This window comes from Streptomyces olivochromogenes, assembly GCF_001514115.1.
Classification (GTDB): domain Bacteria; phylum Actinomycetota; class Actinomycetes; order Streptomycetales; family Streptomycetaceae; genus Streptomyces; species Streptomyces olivochromogenes.
The window spans coordinates 24,277-39,695 of sequence record NZ_KQ948486.1; the positions used below are offsets into that span (position 1 = coordinate 24,277).

The following is a 15,419-nucleotide window of genomic DNA, read 5'->3' on the forward strand; positions in this document are numbered from 1 at the left end:
TGCCGTGGCCCGTGCCACGTTCCCAAGGGAAATATCAAGCTTGCGGTCCGCTGGGCGGCAACCGTGCTGGTCGCGGCCGACAACAGTGGATATAACTGGCCTCACCACGCGCTCGGTCGCTAACCTCGGCCGTCATGAACCAGCGGCAGCAGAAGAAGCTCTCCCATCGTCTCTTCGAAGCGATTCTGGTGGGTGACAACGCCCGCGTGAGCGCGGTTCTGAGGGCTGGGGCCGACCCAGAACGAGCGAACAGCGAGGGCACCACCCCTCTCTATGAGGCATCCGTGAACGGGGAAGCCGAGATCGCCCGCCTGCTCCTGGCGGCCGGGGCCTCCCCTGACACCGAGAGCAGCGGACTTGGCGCGGACGGCACACCCCTGTGCGCGGCCGCATGCTGGGGGCACACCGAGACAGTGCGCGAACTGCTGGCGCACGGCGCCGATCCGAATCTCCGAGAAGATCACGGCACAGGCTGGTCCCCGCTGGAGTGGGCACTCAAGGGCCCTCATCCCGAAACTGCCGATCTCCTCACCACGGCGGGCGCGACGCCCCGCGAGAGAACTACGTAGCGCCACCGTTCGCCATCACGGATTCCATCAGCACAATGGACCTCAAGAGCCACCTCAGGCCGGGCTCAGGCACAGGCCCTGAGGAATTCGATGAGCGCCGCGCTCACCTCGTCCGGGCGTTCCTGCTGAGTCCAGTGTCCACAGCCGGCCAGTTTGATGGGCTCGCGCCAGAGGTTGGGCATGAGGTCGGGGAGGCGCTCGATGAGTTCAGGAGTGCCGGGAAACGCGGGGACCAAGTCGCGGTCGCCGTAGATGTACAGGGCGGGCCGGGTGACGACGGCGCCGTGCCAGGGAGCGGTCAGTTCCCAGTTGCGGTCGAGGTTGCGGTACCAGTTGAGGGCCCCGGTGAAGCCCTTGGAAAAACTCTCGGTGAGCGCGTCGAGATCGTCCTCGGTGAACCAGTCCGGCAGCACCTCGGGGTCCGGCATGGCCGCGAGCCAGCCCCGCTCGGGGTCGACCAGCGGCTGCATGCCACCGCGGGCGCCCGGAGCATCACCGGAGGCCGAATAGAAGAACTTCCGCAACGCGGTACGTGTGTCCTTGGCGAACTCGGCGTCGGCGACACCGGGGCGGTTGAAGTAGTTCCAGTAGAAGCGGCCGTCGAACCTCTTCTCCATGGCGGCCAGCGGAGGCTCCGTCCCCCGGAACGGAGGCGGCACGCTCAGGCCCGCCACCCCGAGCACCATGTCCGGACGCAGCAGCGCGGTGTGCCAGGCGACCGGCGCGCCCCAGTCGTGCCCGACGACGTACGCCTTCTCCTCGCCCAGGGCGTGGATCAGTCCGACGACGTCGCCGACCAGGTGGAGGATGGTGTACGCGTCGACGTCGTCGGGATGGTCGCTGCGTCCGTATCCACGCTGGTCGGGGGCGACCACTCGGAAGCCCGCATCGGCCAGAGGGCCGAACTGGTGGTGCCAGGAGTGCCATGACTCTGGGAAGCCGTGCAGGAGGACGACCAGGGGGCCGTCGCCTTGCTCGGCGATGTGCAGCCGAACGCCGTTCACGTCCACCATTCGATGCTCAACCATGTGCATAAGGGTACGTGCCGTGATCTTCGCGCTGGGCTCACCGGCAGCCCGCCTCGCTCGTGTCGCAGCGTGCCGGCGGAGAGACTGGCTGAACGGCGAACAGGGTCAGGTCGGCGCACAGGCCGGCCAGGGCGAGCAGGACACCCGTCGGGGCGCGGGGGTCGCACATGTCCTTGCCGGGAACACCGTCGGAGTCGAGGTGGGTGAGCTGCGGGACCACGAAGCCGTTTGGGCGCCGGTCCCGGGTCTGCCACAATGCACGAAAACGGAACCTCGCTCCGTGGGTGATACGAGGCACTGTTCCGTTTCGCGAGTCTCATGGAAGGATCGCCGCGGTGAACGACAGCGGTCAGGGCGCGGGAAGTGCAGCGGGATCCCAGCGCAAGGATGCCCGGCGTAATCGACAGACCTTGCTGGATGCGGCCGCCGCAGTCTTCGTCACCTCGGGCGTCGAGGCGCCGGTACGCGACATTGCGGCCAAGGCCGGCGTCGGGATGGGCACGATCTACCGGCACTTCCCGACACGGGCGGACCTCATCATCGCGGTCTACCGTCACCAGGTCGACGCCTGCGCCGAGGCCGGTCCGGCCCTACTGGAGAGCTGCGCCACTCCATATGCCGCGCTGGGGCAGTGGATCGACCTCTTCGTCGACTTCCTGGTCACCAAGCACGGACTCGCTGCCGTGCTGCAGCCCGACAACGCCGGTTTCGACACGCTGCACGCCTACTTCCTCGACCGGCTCGTGCCCGTGTGCGACCAACTGCTCGACGCCGCGGCCGGTCGCGGCGAAATCCGCTCCGGCCTTGAGGGCCTTGAGCTGATGCGAGGCGTGGGCAACCTGTGCGTGGGTGCGGACAGTGACCCGCGCTACGACGCGCGCCGACTGGTCGGCCTCCTCATCGCCGGACTGCGCCAGCCGCAGTGACGATCGGCGCGAAGCGCGAAGCCGGAGTACCAGGAGTCTTCGGCGGCAACGAACCCGCGGTCCTGCCGGGCGGTGAGCAGGTCGTTGATTTCCTTGGTGTCGGACATGGTCATCACAGCCGACCACCCGTCCCCGTAAGGATCGTTGCCCACCAGGCAGGGGTTCGCGTTCCAGGGGCTCGCTCCTGCTGGTGACTTCGCCGCTCACCGGAATGAAGACCTCGCGCAGAGCACTGACCGACTCCCTGCCGACGAGAGACTCGCAGACCCCCTCAGGTGGCTCCCTCGACCGAGGAGTGCGACGGCGGCCGCGTCGGTCCGCGCCCACTGCTCGTGGGGGAGGTCGGGAACGAATCCCGAGTGCCGGGACGCCTCACAGATCGGTCGCCCGCTCATGGCGGGGTTCGTACAGGCCCACCTCGCCGCCACCCGGCAGACGGAACCTGGCCAGCCGCCCCCAGCGCGCGTCGGTGACGGGCTGCCGCTTCCGCATCACTGCTGTAGACGATGATGTGCCGACCATTGATCATGCGCCCAGGGTAGGTCCTGACAGGGGCACTGCGGCCTTGCGTCGTCACATAGGGCGTTGCGGTTCATTGCTTGTCAACTGTACGAGCAGAGCCGCTGGCGGGAGGTGTCTGCCCCGCTCCACCGGCGGTTCGGCCGGCCAGGGCACCATGGGGAAGTGGTCCCTTGTGCCTACCACGGAAATTGGGTACGCCCGACCGGGGCGGGATCACCGGGAGGCGGTCAACGGTGTGTCAAGGGGCGGCGAGCCGGTGCACCCCGGCCCCTCAACAGCCCTGGCCGACTGCAACCACCGGAGGCCTCTGGTACGCCGGGGCTTCCGACATCTTGCCGAGCAGGTCAACAGCCGTCAGTTCACCTTCACATAACCGGCGCTGAGACGCCCGTACCCAGGGCGCACAGCGCCTCGACGACTGTCATCAACTCATGGTGGACGTACCTGTACACGACTCTCTCCCCCCGGCACCCGCCTTCCGCCCCACGGCCGGGTGTCACCCCAACTATCCACGCGGCTCCTACGCCGACAAGAGCCTTGAGTGCCGCGACGCACTCGGCCGCCAGGTGCGCCGCGTTTCCGCTCACCTCTTGTGTTCCCAGCAGATCGGCGAGATCTGCCGGAGCAGCTCCATGACGGTTGCCCGCGTCGGATCCGCGGCCGGAGATGGTGCCGGTCGTGACCGGGGTCGATGGGGGGAGGGTGAGCGGGCGCTCAACCCTGGGTGACTCCTGTGGCGGCCGTCTTCTTGGTCTTGGCGCGGGTCGGTGCGCCGAGTGCCCAGAAGATCACGCCCGTGACAATGAAGACGGCCAGCGGCACCGCCTCCGTCAGCAGATAGGTCCAGCGCTCGCTGTAGCTCCAGCCGTCCGGTCGGAAGTCCGAGCTGAACCAGTCGAAGGGCGCGCCCGGGACCAGCAACTGCACCGAGGCGAACAGGATCAGCAGCGTGAGCACGATCGCGATCGGCCAGGCAGCGGGAGCCCGGTAGGCACGCTCCACCTGCGGGTACTTGCGGCGGAGCACCGGCAGCGCCGGGAAGATGCCGAGGTAGCTGATGAGCGTCGTGGAGACGGCGAGGCCGAGCACGGCGCCGAAGAGCTTGCCGGCGTCACCACCGGTGAGCTGATGGGCCAGGATCAGCACGCCGGTGGAGAGCACTCCGCTGAGCAGGTTGACCCGGACCGGCGTGCCGAACCGCTCGGAGATCACACCCAGGCCGCGGGGCGCGGCGCCGTCGTACCCGGAAACCGCAAGCGCTCGGTCGGAGCCCATGATCCAGGTGACGCCCGAGGAGAGCACAGTCAGGATGAACATCACTGCGGCCAGATCGCCCAGCACGGTCCCGGCCCCGCTGAGGGTGACCGTGCCGTCGGAGGCGACGTGGCCGCCGTAGACGGTGAAAACCTGGCGGATGGCGTCGAGGAAACCGCCGAGACCGGTGATGGCCTTCACCGGGAGGACCAGCAGGATGCCGAGAATCGGCAGGCCGTACAGCAGCACGCCGAGCCCGGCGGCGCGGAAGATGCCGTACGGGACGTCCTTCTGCGCGTCGGTCATCTCGTCGCCCGCGGTGTTGGGCAATTCGAAGCCGACGTAGTTGAACATCAGGACCGGGACCAGGCCGACGAAGCCGGCATACGTCGGGGAGAAGTCGCCGAAGCCGAAACCGTGTAGGCCGTGCTTGAAGGCGTAGATGACCACGGTGAGAGTGAACAGGCCGAGCAGCACGAAACGGGACCACGCTCCGGCGGTGGGGATCCACTTGCCGACATCGAAGGAGAGGATCGCCGCGAGCACGCCCACCCAGATGAATAGCAGGGTGAAGACATAGAAGGCGGGGGTGCTCAGATCCTTGCCGTCATTGAAGAAGGTGGTGAACGCGGCGACCGCCGAGACGGAGAGAGTGCCACCGAGCCAGACCGGATTGGTCACCCAGTAAAGGAAGTTGTTGACCGCTCCGGCCAGTCGCCCGAAGGCCCGGCTGGTCCAGATGTACGGGCCGCCCTCCTCGGCGAAGGCCGTGCCCAGTTCCGCGGTGAGCAGTGCTGACGGGACGAAAAAGATGACGGCCAGCACGATCAGCCAGGTGAACGCCTCCGCTCCGGAGGCGGCCACCGTACCGATGGTGTCGAGGCCGACGAGGGTGCAGACCAGGAAGAACAGGATGTCGAAGCGGCCGAAGTGTTTGCGGAGTTTGTTCCGTTCGGACTCCGCTGGGAGAGTGGTGGTATCCACCTCGATTTTGGACAGACCAGCGGACACCCGGGCCTCCTGCTGATAAGCGTCGTTATGTTCGGCACATGGTGTGTCGGTGATCCGACGGGCGACAAGGGTTGAATCCCATTCTTGACCAAATCCCAAGTTCGGCACACCGTCGGAAACACCGTAGAAATGTACTTGCTACGTTGCGGGGAAAGTCAGTGACCGTGTGAAGCGACCGCCCGAATCGTTCCAACGACGGCCGAGTGCCAACCCGGCGCTGCCGACTCCACGCGGATGCCGTCCTGGCGGAATTTCGCGGAGCTCTCGGTGCGCAGCTCCTCGGCCGAGGCGAAGTCGGCAGTCGGATCGGGCGCGGGGTTCTCGGCTTTCAGGGCGGAACGGGCGTGCGGCCGCATTTCGACCCACTCTTGCTGACGGATCCAGAGCGCGGTGTCACCGGCTCGGCCGTCGGCACCGGTTCCGTGTCGCCGAAGCGGCGGTGTGCTGCGAATGCCGTCGCTGTTCGGTTCGAACACCGTCCACGAGGCGACCCCTCCGTCGCCGCTGCGGCGACGGAGGCGTGATCGTCCTCCTGATCAACAACGCCGGCGTGAGTGATCCGCACGGCGATCGAATGAAAGGCACCGACGCGATCGTCGCCTTGCGGCCGAAGGTCCCCTCGCGGGCTCGGGACGCTTCATCGAGCGCATCGCCGCCGATCTGCGCCTTCTGCTCCGGCAGGCGCAGAAGGCGGCGGACAAGGACTGTCGAGGCGTCGGTGGCACCATCCGCGTCCCCTTTCAGGCCGGTGGTGTCGACTTTCAGACGGTGGTGTCGTCGTATGCCAGGTTGCCGCCCAGTTCGCGGGATGCCTGGGCCTGGGCGAGGAGCTCCCTGGCCTTGGCCTCGACGCCTTCGATGGCGTCCGCGCCGGCGACGAAGCGCAGCAGCGGCTTGTCCTGGTCGGCGATGGCGAGCAGGGCGCGGGCGAGCTTGGCGGGGTCGCCGGTCTGCCGGCCGTTCATGTTCTTCCAGGCCGCGACGGTGGCGATGGTGCGCTCGGCGTAGTCGTCGATGGTCGGTTCGGGCCAGGTGGTGGAGGCATCCACGAGCAGCTCGGTGCGGAAGAAGCCGGGCTCCACGACCGTGGTGCGGATGCCGTAGGGCTCGACGTCGTAGCGCAGCGACTCCATCCAGCCCTCCACGCCGAACTTGGAGGCGGCATACGCGACGCAGAACTCCTGGCCGATCAGACCGGCGGAGGAGGAGAGCGTGATGATGTGGCCGGCGCGCTGCTTCCGCAGAACGGGCAGGACGGCGCGGGTGACGTTCATCGGGCCGAAGAGGTTGGTCTCGATCTGCCGGCGCATCTGTGCGGGCGTGATCTCCTCGAAGTAGCCGGCGAAGAAATTGCCGGCGTTGTTGACCAGGACGTCTATGCGGCCGAAGCGGTCGACGGCGGCCTGGGCGGCGGCCTCGGCGTCCTCCAGGCTGGTGACGTCCAGCTTGGTGACCAGCAGGTTGTCCTGCGGTCCGCCCAAGCTCTTCTCGACTTCTTCGGGGCGGCGGCCGGTGGCGACGACCTGGTGGCCGGCGGCGAGGGCTTCGCGGACGATGTCCGTGCCCAGACCGCGTCCGGCGCCGGTGACGAGAATGACCTTGCTCATGAGGGGTTCCTTTCAGGTGCCGTGGTGCGGCACCCGGTGTCGTGCGGTGATGACGCGTGGTGTCCGTCCCGGCGGCCGGCCGGGAGGGGAATGGGCGGCCGGTGGATGTCCGGTGGATGGGGGAGTGGACGGCGGCCGACGCGGCTGTACGGGTCAGGCTTGGTCGGTGGGCATGATCCACAGTTCGCCGATGGAGGCGTGGCGGGGTCGGGTGACCATGTAGGCGACGCCGTCGGCGATGTCGTCGGGGACGAGGACCTCGGTCGTCTCGTAGAAGGGGGTGATCATCGCGCCCTGGATCTCGGGCTTGTTGTGCGAGCCCAGTTCGGTGTCCACGCCGCCCGGCTCCAGGACGCCGACGCGGACGTGCCGCTGGGTGACCTCCTGGCGCAGGGATTCGGTGAAGCCGTTCACGCCGAACTTGGTGAGGTTGTAGACGCCGTAGCCGTTCCAGGCGACGCGGCCGGCGATCGAGCTGATGTTGACGATGTCGGCGACCTTGCGTGGGCCGTCCTCCGCGGCCCTGAGCAGATGTGGGAGGGCGGCGTGGGTGGTGTGGAGCAGGCCTTGGACGTTGACGGCGAGCATGCGCTCCCACTCGTCGACGTCCGCGCCGACGACGGGGCCCAGGAGCATGAGGCCGGCGTTGTTGACCAGGGTGTCGAGGCGTCCGAAGTGCTCGACAGTCTGCTGGACTGCGGCCTCGGCCTGGGTGCGGTCGGTGATGTCGGCGTCCACCACCAGGGCGGTGCCGCCCGCCTTCTCGATCTCGGCGGCGACGTCTTCCAGACGGCCCTTGCGGCGGGCCACAAGGGCGACGGAGGCGCCGTCCTCGGCGAGCCGGCGGGCGGTGGCCGCGCCGATACCGCTGCTCGCGCCGGTGACGAGCGCGACGGTGCCGGTCAGTTTCGATGGCATGCGGGTGTCCTGTTCTTCTTCTTGTTCTTTGGTTCTCTGGATGCGCGGTGCGAGGTGCGGGGGCGGTAGGGGGGGGTGGTCCCGTCCGTGCCGAGGGGCGAGGCGAACGCCGGTCACCGCATGGGCGTGGCGGCGATGGCCACGCTGTCGCCCTCGGCGCGCATGTCCTCCACCGTCCGCCTGAGGTCGGGGAATGCCTTCATGTTCGCGGCGGATGAGGTCGAGATACGTGTCCCGACCCTGCTGCGTCCGGCCCGGCCGCCGAAGTGCATGACGATGCCCGGGCTGATGAACTTCCTCGCCAGTGCCGAGTCACCGGTGAGCAGGAACTCACTGGTGAAGCCGGCGTCGTGAGTACGACGGCCGACTTGGTGTGTCGACGCATGGTTCGTCCTTCTGATTCCGTGACGGGGGATCGTGTTGCTGTTGCGGAGAATCGGGGCGCCGACGGCTCCGCAGAGAGGTCGGCGACGGGCGGCAGATGCGCCCCCGCATCCTGGCGATTTCCAGCACGGGCGGTGCACCATCTACAGAACCGGTTGTCGCGGGACGGCGGGAGACCCTGACAAGAGGGGGTACTGAGAGGGACCCCCTCTCATGCGGAAGCGCTCGTAGAGTGGAGCCCATGGCAGGCAGAAACGTCCCTTACGACACCAACCGCGATATCCGCGGTGATTTCCGCGCGGAGATCCGGGAATTCCTGGGCACGCGACGGGCCAGGGTCACCCCGGAGCAGGTCGGACTGCCCGTGTACGGAGACCGCCGACGGGTCACCGGGCTGCGCCGTGAGGAGGTCGCCCTCCTCGCGGGCATCTCGAGCGAGTACTACACCCGCCTGGAGCGCGGCAACGCCACCGGCGTCTCCGAGAGTGTCATCGACGGCATCGCGCGAGTGCTGCAGCTCGACGAGGCCGAGCGAACCCACCTGCTGGACCTCCTGCGTGGCGCCAACACGACCCGTCCGCCGCGCCGTCGCCCGGCCCAGCAGCGCGTCCGCCCCACGGTGCAGCGCGTCCTCGACTCGATGCTCGGCACGCCCGCGTTCGTACTCAGCGGACGCCTGGACATCCTGGCCGCCAACCATCTCGGGCGCGCGCTGTTCTCACCGGTCTACGCCGACCCGGTGCGGCCGCCCAACAACGCCAGGTTCGTCTTCCTCGACCCAGGTGCGACCGAGTTCTTCCGCGACTGGGACAAGGTCGCGGGCGACACGGTCGCCATGCTGCGCGCCGAGGTGGGCCGCGATCCCTACGACCGGCGACTGTCGGACCTGATCGGGGAGCTGTCCACCCGCAGTGAGGAGTTCCGCCACCGCTGGGCCGCCCACAACGTCCGGATCCACACCTCGGGCATGAAGCTCCTCCATCACCCGGTCGTCGGGGACCTCGACCTGCCCTTCGAGGCCTTCCCGCTGGGGGCCGATGTCGGCCAGAGCCTTCTCACGTACACCGCCGAGCCCGGGTCACCTTCGCAAGAGGCCCTGAACCTGTTGGCCAGTTGGGCCGCGGCCGACGAGGACATCGAGCGGTCGGCGCCGGCCAACGACTCCGAGCCGACCGAGTCGGCCGAGACACCCGACTGATCGACGGGCCGGGCGGGCCGGCCCGAGGGAGCCGTCACCGCCTTCGGCCGCTCACGCAGCCTGGATGAACCGAGCGGCCCGTCACCAAGAGGAACCTCCGTGCGCCTGCGTATTTTGGGGCGACCGCTCTGGCCACGGGGTCGCGCCAAGTGCTGCGCGCAAATCCGCGAGCGACTCGTCAGCGAGACCCGCGGGCGTTGAGCCGGGCGGCCTGGCGTGTCAGGTGGTCGCGTTCGGCGAGGTTGGGTGCCTTTTGGGCCGCCTCGGTGTACAGCTGTGCCGCCGTGGTCAGGTCGCCGTCGCGCTCGTGGAGGTAGGCCGCCACCGCGGTGTGGCGGGGGAGCGCCTGGTCAAGTGCCGCGAGCGCTGCCATGCCGGCACGCGGTCCGTCGGCCTCGCCGACGGCCACCGCGCGGTTGAGCCGGACGACCGGGCTGTCGGTCAGGCGCTCGAGCTCGTCGTACCACTCGACGATCTGTACCCAGTCAGTCTCCTGGGCGGTGGGCGCGTCGGCGTGGAGTGCCGCGATGGCGGCCTGGGCCTGGAACTCGCCCAGCCGGTCGCGGGCGAGGGCCGCCTGCAGGATCTCGACGCCCTCGGCGATCGACTCGGTGTCCCACCGGCCGCGGTCCTGTTCGGCGAGCGGCACCAGGCTGCCGTCGGGCGCGGTCCGGGCGGCGCGCCGGGCGTGGTGGAGCAGCATGAGGGCGAGCAGCCCCGCCACCTCGGGGTGGTCGATCGCGACCGCGAGCTGGCGGGTGAGTCGGATGGCCTCGGCGGCGAGGTCGACGTCACCGGAGTAGCCCTCGTTGAAGACCAGGTAGAGGACGCGCAGCACGGTGGCGACGTCGCCGGGCCGGTCGAACCGCACGCCGGAGACGGTGCGCTTGGCCCGGCTGATGCGCTGCGCCATGGTCGCCTCGGGCACCAGGTAGGCCTGGGCGATCTGGCGGGTGGTCAGCCCGCCGACGGCGCGCAGCGTGAGCGCGACCGCGGACGACGGCGTCAGCGACGGGTGGGCGCACAGGAAGTAGAGCTGGAGCGTGTCGTCCACCGCGGGCGCGGGTCCGGGCGCCGGCTCCTCGTCGACGAGGTCCTCACGCCGGCGGCGGGCGGTGTCCGCCCTGCTCGCGTCGAGGAACTTGCGCCAGGCCACGGTGACCAGCCAGCCCTTCGCATCCCGCGGCGGGTCGGCCGGCCAGACGCGGACCGCCTCGACCAGCGCGTCCTGTACGGCGTCCTCGGCCGCCGCGAAGTCGGCTCCGCGGCGGACGAGGACGGCGAGCACGCTCGGCGTGAGGCTCCGGAGCAGGGCCTCGTTCACCTCAGGGGGCACTCGGTCACTCCGTGATGGTGGGCCGCACGCCCAGGAACGGGCGCAGCTCGAGCCACTCGTGGATCGGCTTCCCGCCCGCCCCGGGGGCGGCCGACAGCTCCCCGGCCAGCTCGACGGCGCGCTCGTAGCTGTCGACGTCGATCACCATCCAGCCGGCGATGAGGTCCTTGGTCTCGGCGAACGGACCGTCGGTGACCGGCGGCCGCCCCTCACCGTCGTACCGGACCCACGTCCCCTCGGGCGCGAGCGCCTGACCGTCGACGAACTCGCCGGTCTTCTCGAGCCGGGCCGCGAAGTCGTTCATGTACTGCACATGCGCCGAGATCTGCTCCGGCGTCCACTGGTCCATCGGCACGTCGTTGACCGCCGCCGGAGCGCCGCGGTAGTGCTTGAGCAGCAAGTACTTGGCCATCGTGTTTCTCCTCGGTGCTGGTCCGACCCATTGTGGTCGCGTTCACTACGGGGACGGAGCCAGCCACGGGTTCTCGACATCGCCGTCCGATTCTTTTTGGCGCTCGTAGATGAGCTTGGGACAGATGCGCCTGGGGGCCGTCTCGCGATGTCCGGGTCCACGCGTGGCGCGAGGGCGAGACCGAGCGAGGCCTTCCAAGATCAGCAGCGGCCGAGCAACTGAATCAGGAGAAGGCCACACCGGCCCGGGTCTCGGCCGCGCCGGCACCGGCCGAAGAGTTGGATCAGACAGAACTGGGCGAGAACCTCGCGGAGGCAATCGTCGACTTCTGGAAAACGTCGACGTGAGGGAGCCCGGTCGGCGGGTCGACGGGACAAGTAAGTACGGTCCTCGGGCTCGGAGCGCAGAGCGCCACTGGGCATGCCACCGGCCGCTGATTGGCCCTCCCTCCGGAACGGCGCTGCGGGGAGACTGGAGATCTGATGCCCTACTTGAAGGAGTTGTGATGCAGGTAGCCGTGGTCACTTTCGACGGGTTCAACGAGCTCGACAGCTTCATCGCTTCCGCGCTCATCAACCGGTGCCGTAAGGACGGCTTGGAAGCCTTCATCACGACGCCGACGCCGGTGGTCACGTCGATGAACGGCGTGGAGGTGACCGGGCAGCGCCCGATGGAGTTCGTGACCGAAGCCGACGTCGTGCTGATCGGCAGCGGAGTGAAGGCGCGAGACGTGGTCGCCGACGACCGGCTGATCTCCAGGCTGCCGCTCGACCCCTCACGCCAGCTGATCGGTTCACAGTGCTCCGGCGCGCTGGTGCTTGCGCGGCTCGGTTTGCTGGGTGGCATGCCGGCTTGCACGGACATGAGGAGCCGGCCCTTTGTCGAGGCCTGCGACGTCACCGTGCTGGACGCGCCGTTCCACGCCGAGGGGAACATCGCTACAGCGGGCGGCTGTCTGGCGTCCCAGTATCTCGCCACGTGGGTGATCACCCGGATGCTCGGAGAGGACGCCGCGCGCGACGTCATCGGCTACGTGGCTCCGGTCGGCGAAAACCAGGAGACTGTCGCGCGCGCCATGCATGCCGTCCACGCGGGCGAGGTCGTACTGGGCTGATGCCTCGCGATCAGTCCTGCGTGGCCGCCTGGGGTCATGTCGACGGCTCCTGAGCGCATTGAGCGCGTGGCATTGTCAGAGTACGCGCGAGCATGTCGCGCTAGTCTCGCCTGGCGCCGCCCGCGCGGCTCTTTCGCAGCGTGTCTTCACGGGTATTTCCCGTCAGCATGTGGCCGAGTCGACCGAGCAGCCGACCGACTCGTGGTGGGCTCTGCCGAGAGGCGTACTGCGGGAGCGTCGGACGTGTGACCGAGTACGTGCGCCTGGTACCGGACCGAACCACGATCTGGCGTGCGTCGACATGCCATCCTCCGTAGGCACAGGTCCGCATTCGTCCTGGCCGGACCGGCGGCCTGCTGACGCTTGGAACCAAATCGTCAGGGCGAACACACCGCAAGCTCAATGTGGCCCGGGTGCGCCGCGATTGGATGGGCGGTGACGTTCGTTCCGACCCTGGAGGCGGTGGTCCGCGCCTACGTCGCCACCCTGCGCGCCGCGCCGCCGTACGCGCCGCCCCCGCTGCCGTAGGTACGGCAGATGACCGGCTGGCTCACCCGCCATTCCACGGCCCTGGGCGAGGAGAACCGCGTCGCCTTGCAGGACGTCCTGACCCGCTGCCCCGAGCTGGACGCCGCAGCCGGGCATGTCCGCGATTTCGGCGAGATGCTCACCGACCGCCTGGGGTGCAGGGGATGTCCATGCTCCGAGCGCACGCCCCCAGGTGTGGCCTCCGTCCGGCGACAGCCCGGGAACGAGGGCGGCCGCGCCCTCAGCGGCGTGGCGGAGTCTGCGCGGCAAGGGTTCCAGCCTGTTCACTGGCGCATGGTCCGAGAAGCCGGAATGGTTACAGCGGTCCGGTGATGTGCTGTGCAGGTTGGTCCGACCCTGATGTGACGCGGATCACAGCAGCGCGGTCCGCGCAGAGGACAGGGAGGAGTGTGGAGATTTCACTGCGGGCCCGCGTGCGGGCCGGGGATCCGGATGCGTTCAGACAACTCTTCGACGAGCACGCTTCGGTGGTCCACCGGCATGCCGTCCGGATGACCGGCGACTGGGTCATGGCCGATGACATCGTGTCGCTGACTTTCCTGGAGGCGTGGCGGCTGCGTGAGCGGGTGTTTCCGGGTGACGACAGTCTGCGCCCGTGGCTGCTGGGGATCGCGACCTGGGAATTGGCGTCGCGGACCAAACGGGTGAGGTGCCGGTCAGCTCATCCTGAGTCAACCTCGACGCCACCGCGCAGCCAGAGAGCGTCCGCTCCGGCGGACGCCCTTCCCGCGTGTTGTGACTGACGGGTCTTCAGTTCGCTGATGGACGCCGTCCAAGTGGGGGCGTCGTCGAGGGCGAGGGGGGCCACGCCGCGATCCGTTCGGGCGGCCGTCGGGCAGGCCCCGCGACAGCCTGGAAGTGGTGCTGCACGTAGTCGGTGAACGGGTCGAGGACACCTGTGCCCCTGTCCAGCGCCGGGACGAGGAGGTGTTCGAGGTCGCTGTGCAGATCCAGAGCCGACTTGTGACAGCAGTGGGCGTTCATGCCACATGCCCGAGCTCCGGTTCGGTGTTCAGGTGAGTGAGGGTGGGTGGGGCGCAGTTGTGTGGCTTGCTGACGACGTCGGGGTGGGGTTTGCCCCCGCGTGGGTGGGCCAGTCAGCCGGATACCGCGTCAAGACCTTGCCGAGAATCATGGTTTCCGGAGCTGACCAGGCGGACATGAAGGAGCGAGCGTGCTCAGCAGGAACTTGCCGGTCAAAGAAGCCGGAGGGCTCAGGTGGCGAGCAAGAAGCAGGGGCGGCGCAGCCGTTGTCCTACTCGCCTTGGTAGCCGGCATGGAGATGGCCGTCGGCCCCGTCGCTGCCGCGCCGCACGCAGCCGACCGCATCGATGGCGTGTGGCGCTCGGACGGCTACGGCACCCTGCTGTCCATCGAGGATGGGCGGCTGCAGGAATACCAGGCGACCGCCGTCAGCTGTCTGCGAGGCGACACGGCACGGCGCACCGGCCAGGGTGGCAGCGGCTCGGTGATCTATACCGGTGACGACTCGACCGTCTACCGGATCCGCCCCGCGGCGGATGGAGCCGCCGCGACCTTGCACTTCGACGGCTCGGTCGGCGACCGCAGGCTGCTGCGCCTTCCGGCACTGCCTGCCGGATGCGCCGAGGCCGCACCGACGGGAGCGCCGGCGACCTTCGACGTGTTCTGGCAGACCTTCGATTCGTCAGCGAGCGCCCGAAGGTCAGTGGGAAACACGGGCATGGGTGTCTCTGGGCCGTAGGGCGTATCGACGGGTTCACCTTCGGGGCATTGCGCCGCGATCAGTGCGGCGGCAGCGACCGCTTCTTCTGCTTCCGCGAGGTAACCAGTGGCGTCGATCGTCCGGATGAGGACGCCTCGGATCAGGGCTTCGCGCGCCTCGGGTTCGGCGTCGTCGAGAGCGTTGGCCAAGTCAGCAGCCGTGTCGTTGTCGAAAGGACCTTAGATCCAGCACCAGACCACGGAGCCCTGGCCTGATCACCTGGCTCAGCGTCTGATCCACGGATCAACGGGGGCGGTTCCGATGCACTGGCGCTGCAGGTCGCCGAACGCCTCACCGACCGCGCGTACGTGGCCTACGCCAAGCGGGCACGCAACGACCCGACCGACCCAGGTCGCCACACCCACCCGCAGCCGGTACGCGTACAGCCGGCACCCGACCGGTTCCGGTACACCGGTCCTGTGGCAGTGCTCACCGGCGGTGAGACCTACAGCGCCGGCGAGACCCTCACCCAGGCCCTCATACAGCGCCCGGCGAGGACCGTACGGATCGGACAGAACACGCAGGGCGTCTTCTCGGACGTTCTGGAGCGCATCCTCCCGAACGGCTGGACCTTCGGCCTGCCGAACGAGGAGTACCTCACCCCATCCGGCGGCAAGACCTTCGACGGTGAGGGCATCCCCCCTGACATCCGCGCAGGCAATTTCGTTCAGGAGATCACCAAGGGCACCTACGACTCCGCGTTCGCAGAGGCTCTCGCGGCAATACGGTGCCAAACCGAGTAGTGCCGCTCTCGCCCCTGCCCGACAGCGGTGCCGACGGCCGGGTGCTGTCTGTTCTCGCGGACATCAACCCCAGCCCCGAGCCGGGCACTTCCGCGATACTGAAC

The 15,419-nt window shown here is 68.6% G+C and carries 16 protein-coding genes and 1 pseudogene; 6 read left to right on the forward strand and 11 right to left on the reverse strand.

Annotated elements, in window-relative coordinates:
• Positions 1-134: 134 nt before the first annotated feature.
• Entirely contained in the window at positions 135-569 is a 435-nt protein-coding gene (locus AQJ27_RS53970; protein WP_079065848.1) for an ankyrin repeat domain-containing protein, read from the forward strand.
• Positions 570-634: 65 nt separating this feature from the next.
• Here AQJ27_RS53970 and AQJ27_RS47485 read toward each other — a convergent pair whose 3' ends face one another.
• A complete protein-coding gene (locus tag AQJ27_RS47485) occupies positions 635-1,597 on the reverse strand; it encodes an alpha/beta fold hydrolase (protein WP_067384423.1) in 963 nt (320 codons plus the stop codon).
• A gap of 37 nt (positions 1,598-1,634) precedes the next feature.
• Positions 1,635-1,817, reverse strand: a complete 183-nt coding sequence (locus tag AQJ27_RS60625) for a hypothetical protein (protein WP_159064629.1) — start codon at positions 1,815-1,817, stop codon at positions 1,635-1,637.
• A 115-nt stretch (positions 1,818-1,932) separates the two neighbouring features.
• Here AQJ27_RS60625 and AQJ27_RS47495 point away from each other — a divergent pair, with 115 nt between their 5' ends.
• The gene (locus tag AQJ27_RS47495) at positions 1,933-2,523 is read left to right on the forward strand and encodes a TetR/AcrR family transcriptional regulator (RefSeq protein ID WP_067384313.1); all 591 of its coding nucleotides are present in this window, start codon (positions 1,933-1,935) and stop codon (positions 2,521-2,523) included.
• Here AQJ27_RS47495 and AQJ27_RS61095 read toward each other — a convergent pair.
• The 6 genes from AQJ27_RS61095 to AQJ27_RS56110 all read right to left on the reverse strand — a co-directional run bounded on the left by AQJ27_RS61095 (position 2,466) and on the right by AQJ27_RS56110 (position 8,362).
• Positions 2,466-2,678 carry a glycine cleavage system protein H gene (locus AQJ27_RS61095; RefSeq protein WP_107120742.1) on the reverse strand — a complete coding sequence of 71 codons (213 nt, stop codon included), beginning with the start codon at positions 2,676-2,678 and terminating at the stop codon, positions 2,466-2,468. The two genes, AQJ27_RS47495 and AQJ27_RS61095, sit on opposite strands and share 58 nt — an antisense overlap.
• 1,081 nt (positions 2,679-3,759) lie before the next feature.
• The gene (locus AQJ27_RS47500) at positions 3,760-5,418 is read right to left on the reverse strand and encodes an APC family permease (RefSeq protein ID WP_235614018.1); all 1,659 of its coding nucleotides are present in this window, start codon (positions 5,416-5,418) and stop codon (positions 3,760-3,762) included.
• A 47-nt stretch (positions 5,419-5,465) separates the two neighbouring features.
• Positions 5,466-5,786, reverse strand: coding sequence for an L-histidine N(alpha)-methyltransferase (locus tag AQJ27_RS59740; protein WP_067384316.1), 321 nt, complete (start codon positions 5,784-5,786; stop codon positions 5,466-5,468).
• Between the two features lie 285 nt (positions 5,787-6,071).
• Positions 6,072-6,917 (reverse strand): SDR family oxidoreductase, encoded by an 846-nt coding sequence (locus AQJ27_RS47510; RefSeq protein ID WP_067384320.1) that lies wholly within the window; start codon positions 6,915-6,917, stop codon positions 6,072-6,074.
• A gap of 153 nt (positions 6,918-7,070) precedes the next feature.
• The gene (locus tag AQJ27_RS47515; protein WP_067384323.1) at positions 7,071-7,835 is read right to left on the reverse strand and encodes an SDR family NAD(P)-dependent oxidoreductase; all 765 of its coding nucleotides are present in this window, start codon (positions 7,833-7,835) and stop codon (positions 7,071-7,073) included.
• 113 nt (positions 7,836-7,948) lie between these two features.
• Complete coding sequence (locus AQJ27_RS56110; protein ID WP_107120743.1) at positions 7,949-8,362, reverse strand: ester cyclase; 414 nt, start codon at positions 8,360-8,362, stop codon at positions 7,949-7,951.
• A gap of 98 nt (positions 8,363-8,460) precedes the next feature.
• On the opposite strand from AQJ27_RS56110, the gene AQJ27_RS47520 reads away from it, so the two are divergent.
• On the forward strand, positions 8,461-9,417 hold the full coding sequence (locus AQJ27_RS47520; protein ID WP_067384326.1) for a helix-turn-helix domain-containing protein: 957 nt from the start codon (positions 8,461-8,463) through the stop codon (positions 9,415-9,417).
• 178 nt (positions 9,418-9,595) lie between these two features.
• Here AQJ27_RS47520 and AQJ27_RS47525 read toward each other — a convergent pair whose 3' ends face one another.
• Complete coding sequence (locus AQJ27_RS47525) at positions 9,596-10,741, reverse strand: RNA polymerase sigma factor (protein ID WP_067384329.1); 1,146 nt, start codon at positions 10,739-10,741, stop codon at positions 9,596-9,598.
• Positions 10,742-10,757: 16 nt separating this feature from the next.
• Positions 10,758-11,165 (reverse strand): YciI family protein, encoded by a 408-nt coding sequence (locus tag AQJ27_RS47530; RefSeq protein WP_067384333.1) that lies wholly within the window; start codon positions 11,163-11,165, stop codon positions 10,758-10,760.
• 505 nt (positions 11,166-11,670) lie between these two features.
• Between AQJ27_RS47530 and AQJ27_RS47535 the strand changes: the two genes are divergently transcribed.
• A complete protein-coding gene (locus tag AQJ27_RS47535) occupies positions 11,671-12,279 on the forward strand; it encodes a type 1 glutamine amidotransferase family protein (protein WP_067384336.1) in 609 nt (202 codons plus the stop codon).
• A gap of 938 nt (positions 12,280-13,217) precedes the next feature.
• Complete coding sequence (locus AQJ27_RS61100) at positions 13,218-13,571, forward strand: RNA polymerase sigma factor (protein ID WP_425275287.1); 354 nt, start codon at positions 13,218-13,220, stop codon at positions 13,569-13,571.
• Between the two features lie 754 nt (positions 13,572-14,325).
• Here the strand turns inward: AQJ27_RS61100 and AQJ27_RS61105 are convergent.
• Positions 14,326-14,721, reverse strand: a complete 396-nt coding sequence (locus AQJ27_RS61105; RefSeq protein ID WP_425275288.1) for a DUF4259 domain-containing protein — start codon at positions 14,719-14,721, stop codon at positions 14,326-14,328.
• 72 nt (positions 14,722-14,793) lie between these two features.
• Between AQJ27_RS61105 and AQJ27_RS47555 the strand changes: the two are divergent.
• Positions 14,794-15,315 (forward strand): annotated as a pseudogene (locus tag AQJ27_RS47555) (S41 family peptidase); the annotation flags it as partial.
• Between the last annotated feature and the right edge of the window lie 104 nt (positions 15,316-15,419).

Excerpts from the sequence above, each read along its gene's own strand:
- AQJ27_RS53970 (WP_079065848.1), top strand. The coding sequence starts at position 135 with ATGAACCAGCGGCAGCAGAAGAAGCTCTCCCATCGTCTCTTCGAAGCG.
- AQJ27_RS47485 (WP_067384423.1), bottom strand. The coding sequence starts at position 1,597 with ATGGTTGAGCATCGAATGGTGGACGTGAACGGCGTTCGGCTGCACATC.
- AQJ27_RS47510 (WP_067384320.1), bottom strand. The coding sequence starts at position 6,917 with ATGAGCAAGGTCATTCTCGTCACCGGCGCCGGACGCGGTCTGGGCACG.
- AQJ27_RS47515 (WP_067384323.1), bottom strand. The coding sequence starts at position 7,835 with ATGCCATCGAAACTGACCGGCACCGTCGCGCTCGTCACCGGCGCGAGC.
- AQJ27_RS56110 (WP_107120743.1), bottom strand. The coding sequence starts at position 8,362 with ATGGTGCACCGCCCGTGCTGGAAATCGCCAGGATGCGGGGGCGCATCT.
- AQJ27_RS47520 (WP_067384326.1), top strand. The coding sequence starts at position 8,461 with ATGGCAGGCAGAAACGTCCCTTACGACACCAACCGCGATATCCGCGGT.
- AQJ27_RS47530 (WP_067384333.1), bottom strand. The coding sequence starts at position 11,165 with ATGGCCAAGTACTTGCTGCTCAAGCACTACCGCGGCGCTCCGGCGGCG.
- AQJ27_RS47535 (WP_067384336.1), top strand. The coding sequence starts at position 11,671 with ATGCAGGTAGCCGTGGTCACTTTCGACGGGTTCAACGAGCTCGACAGC.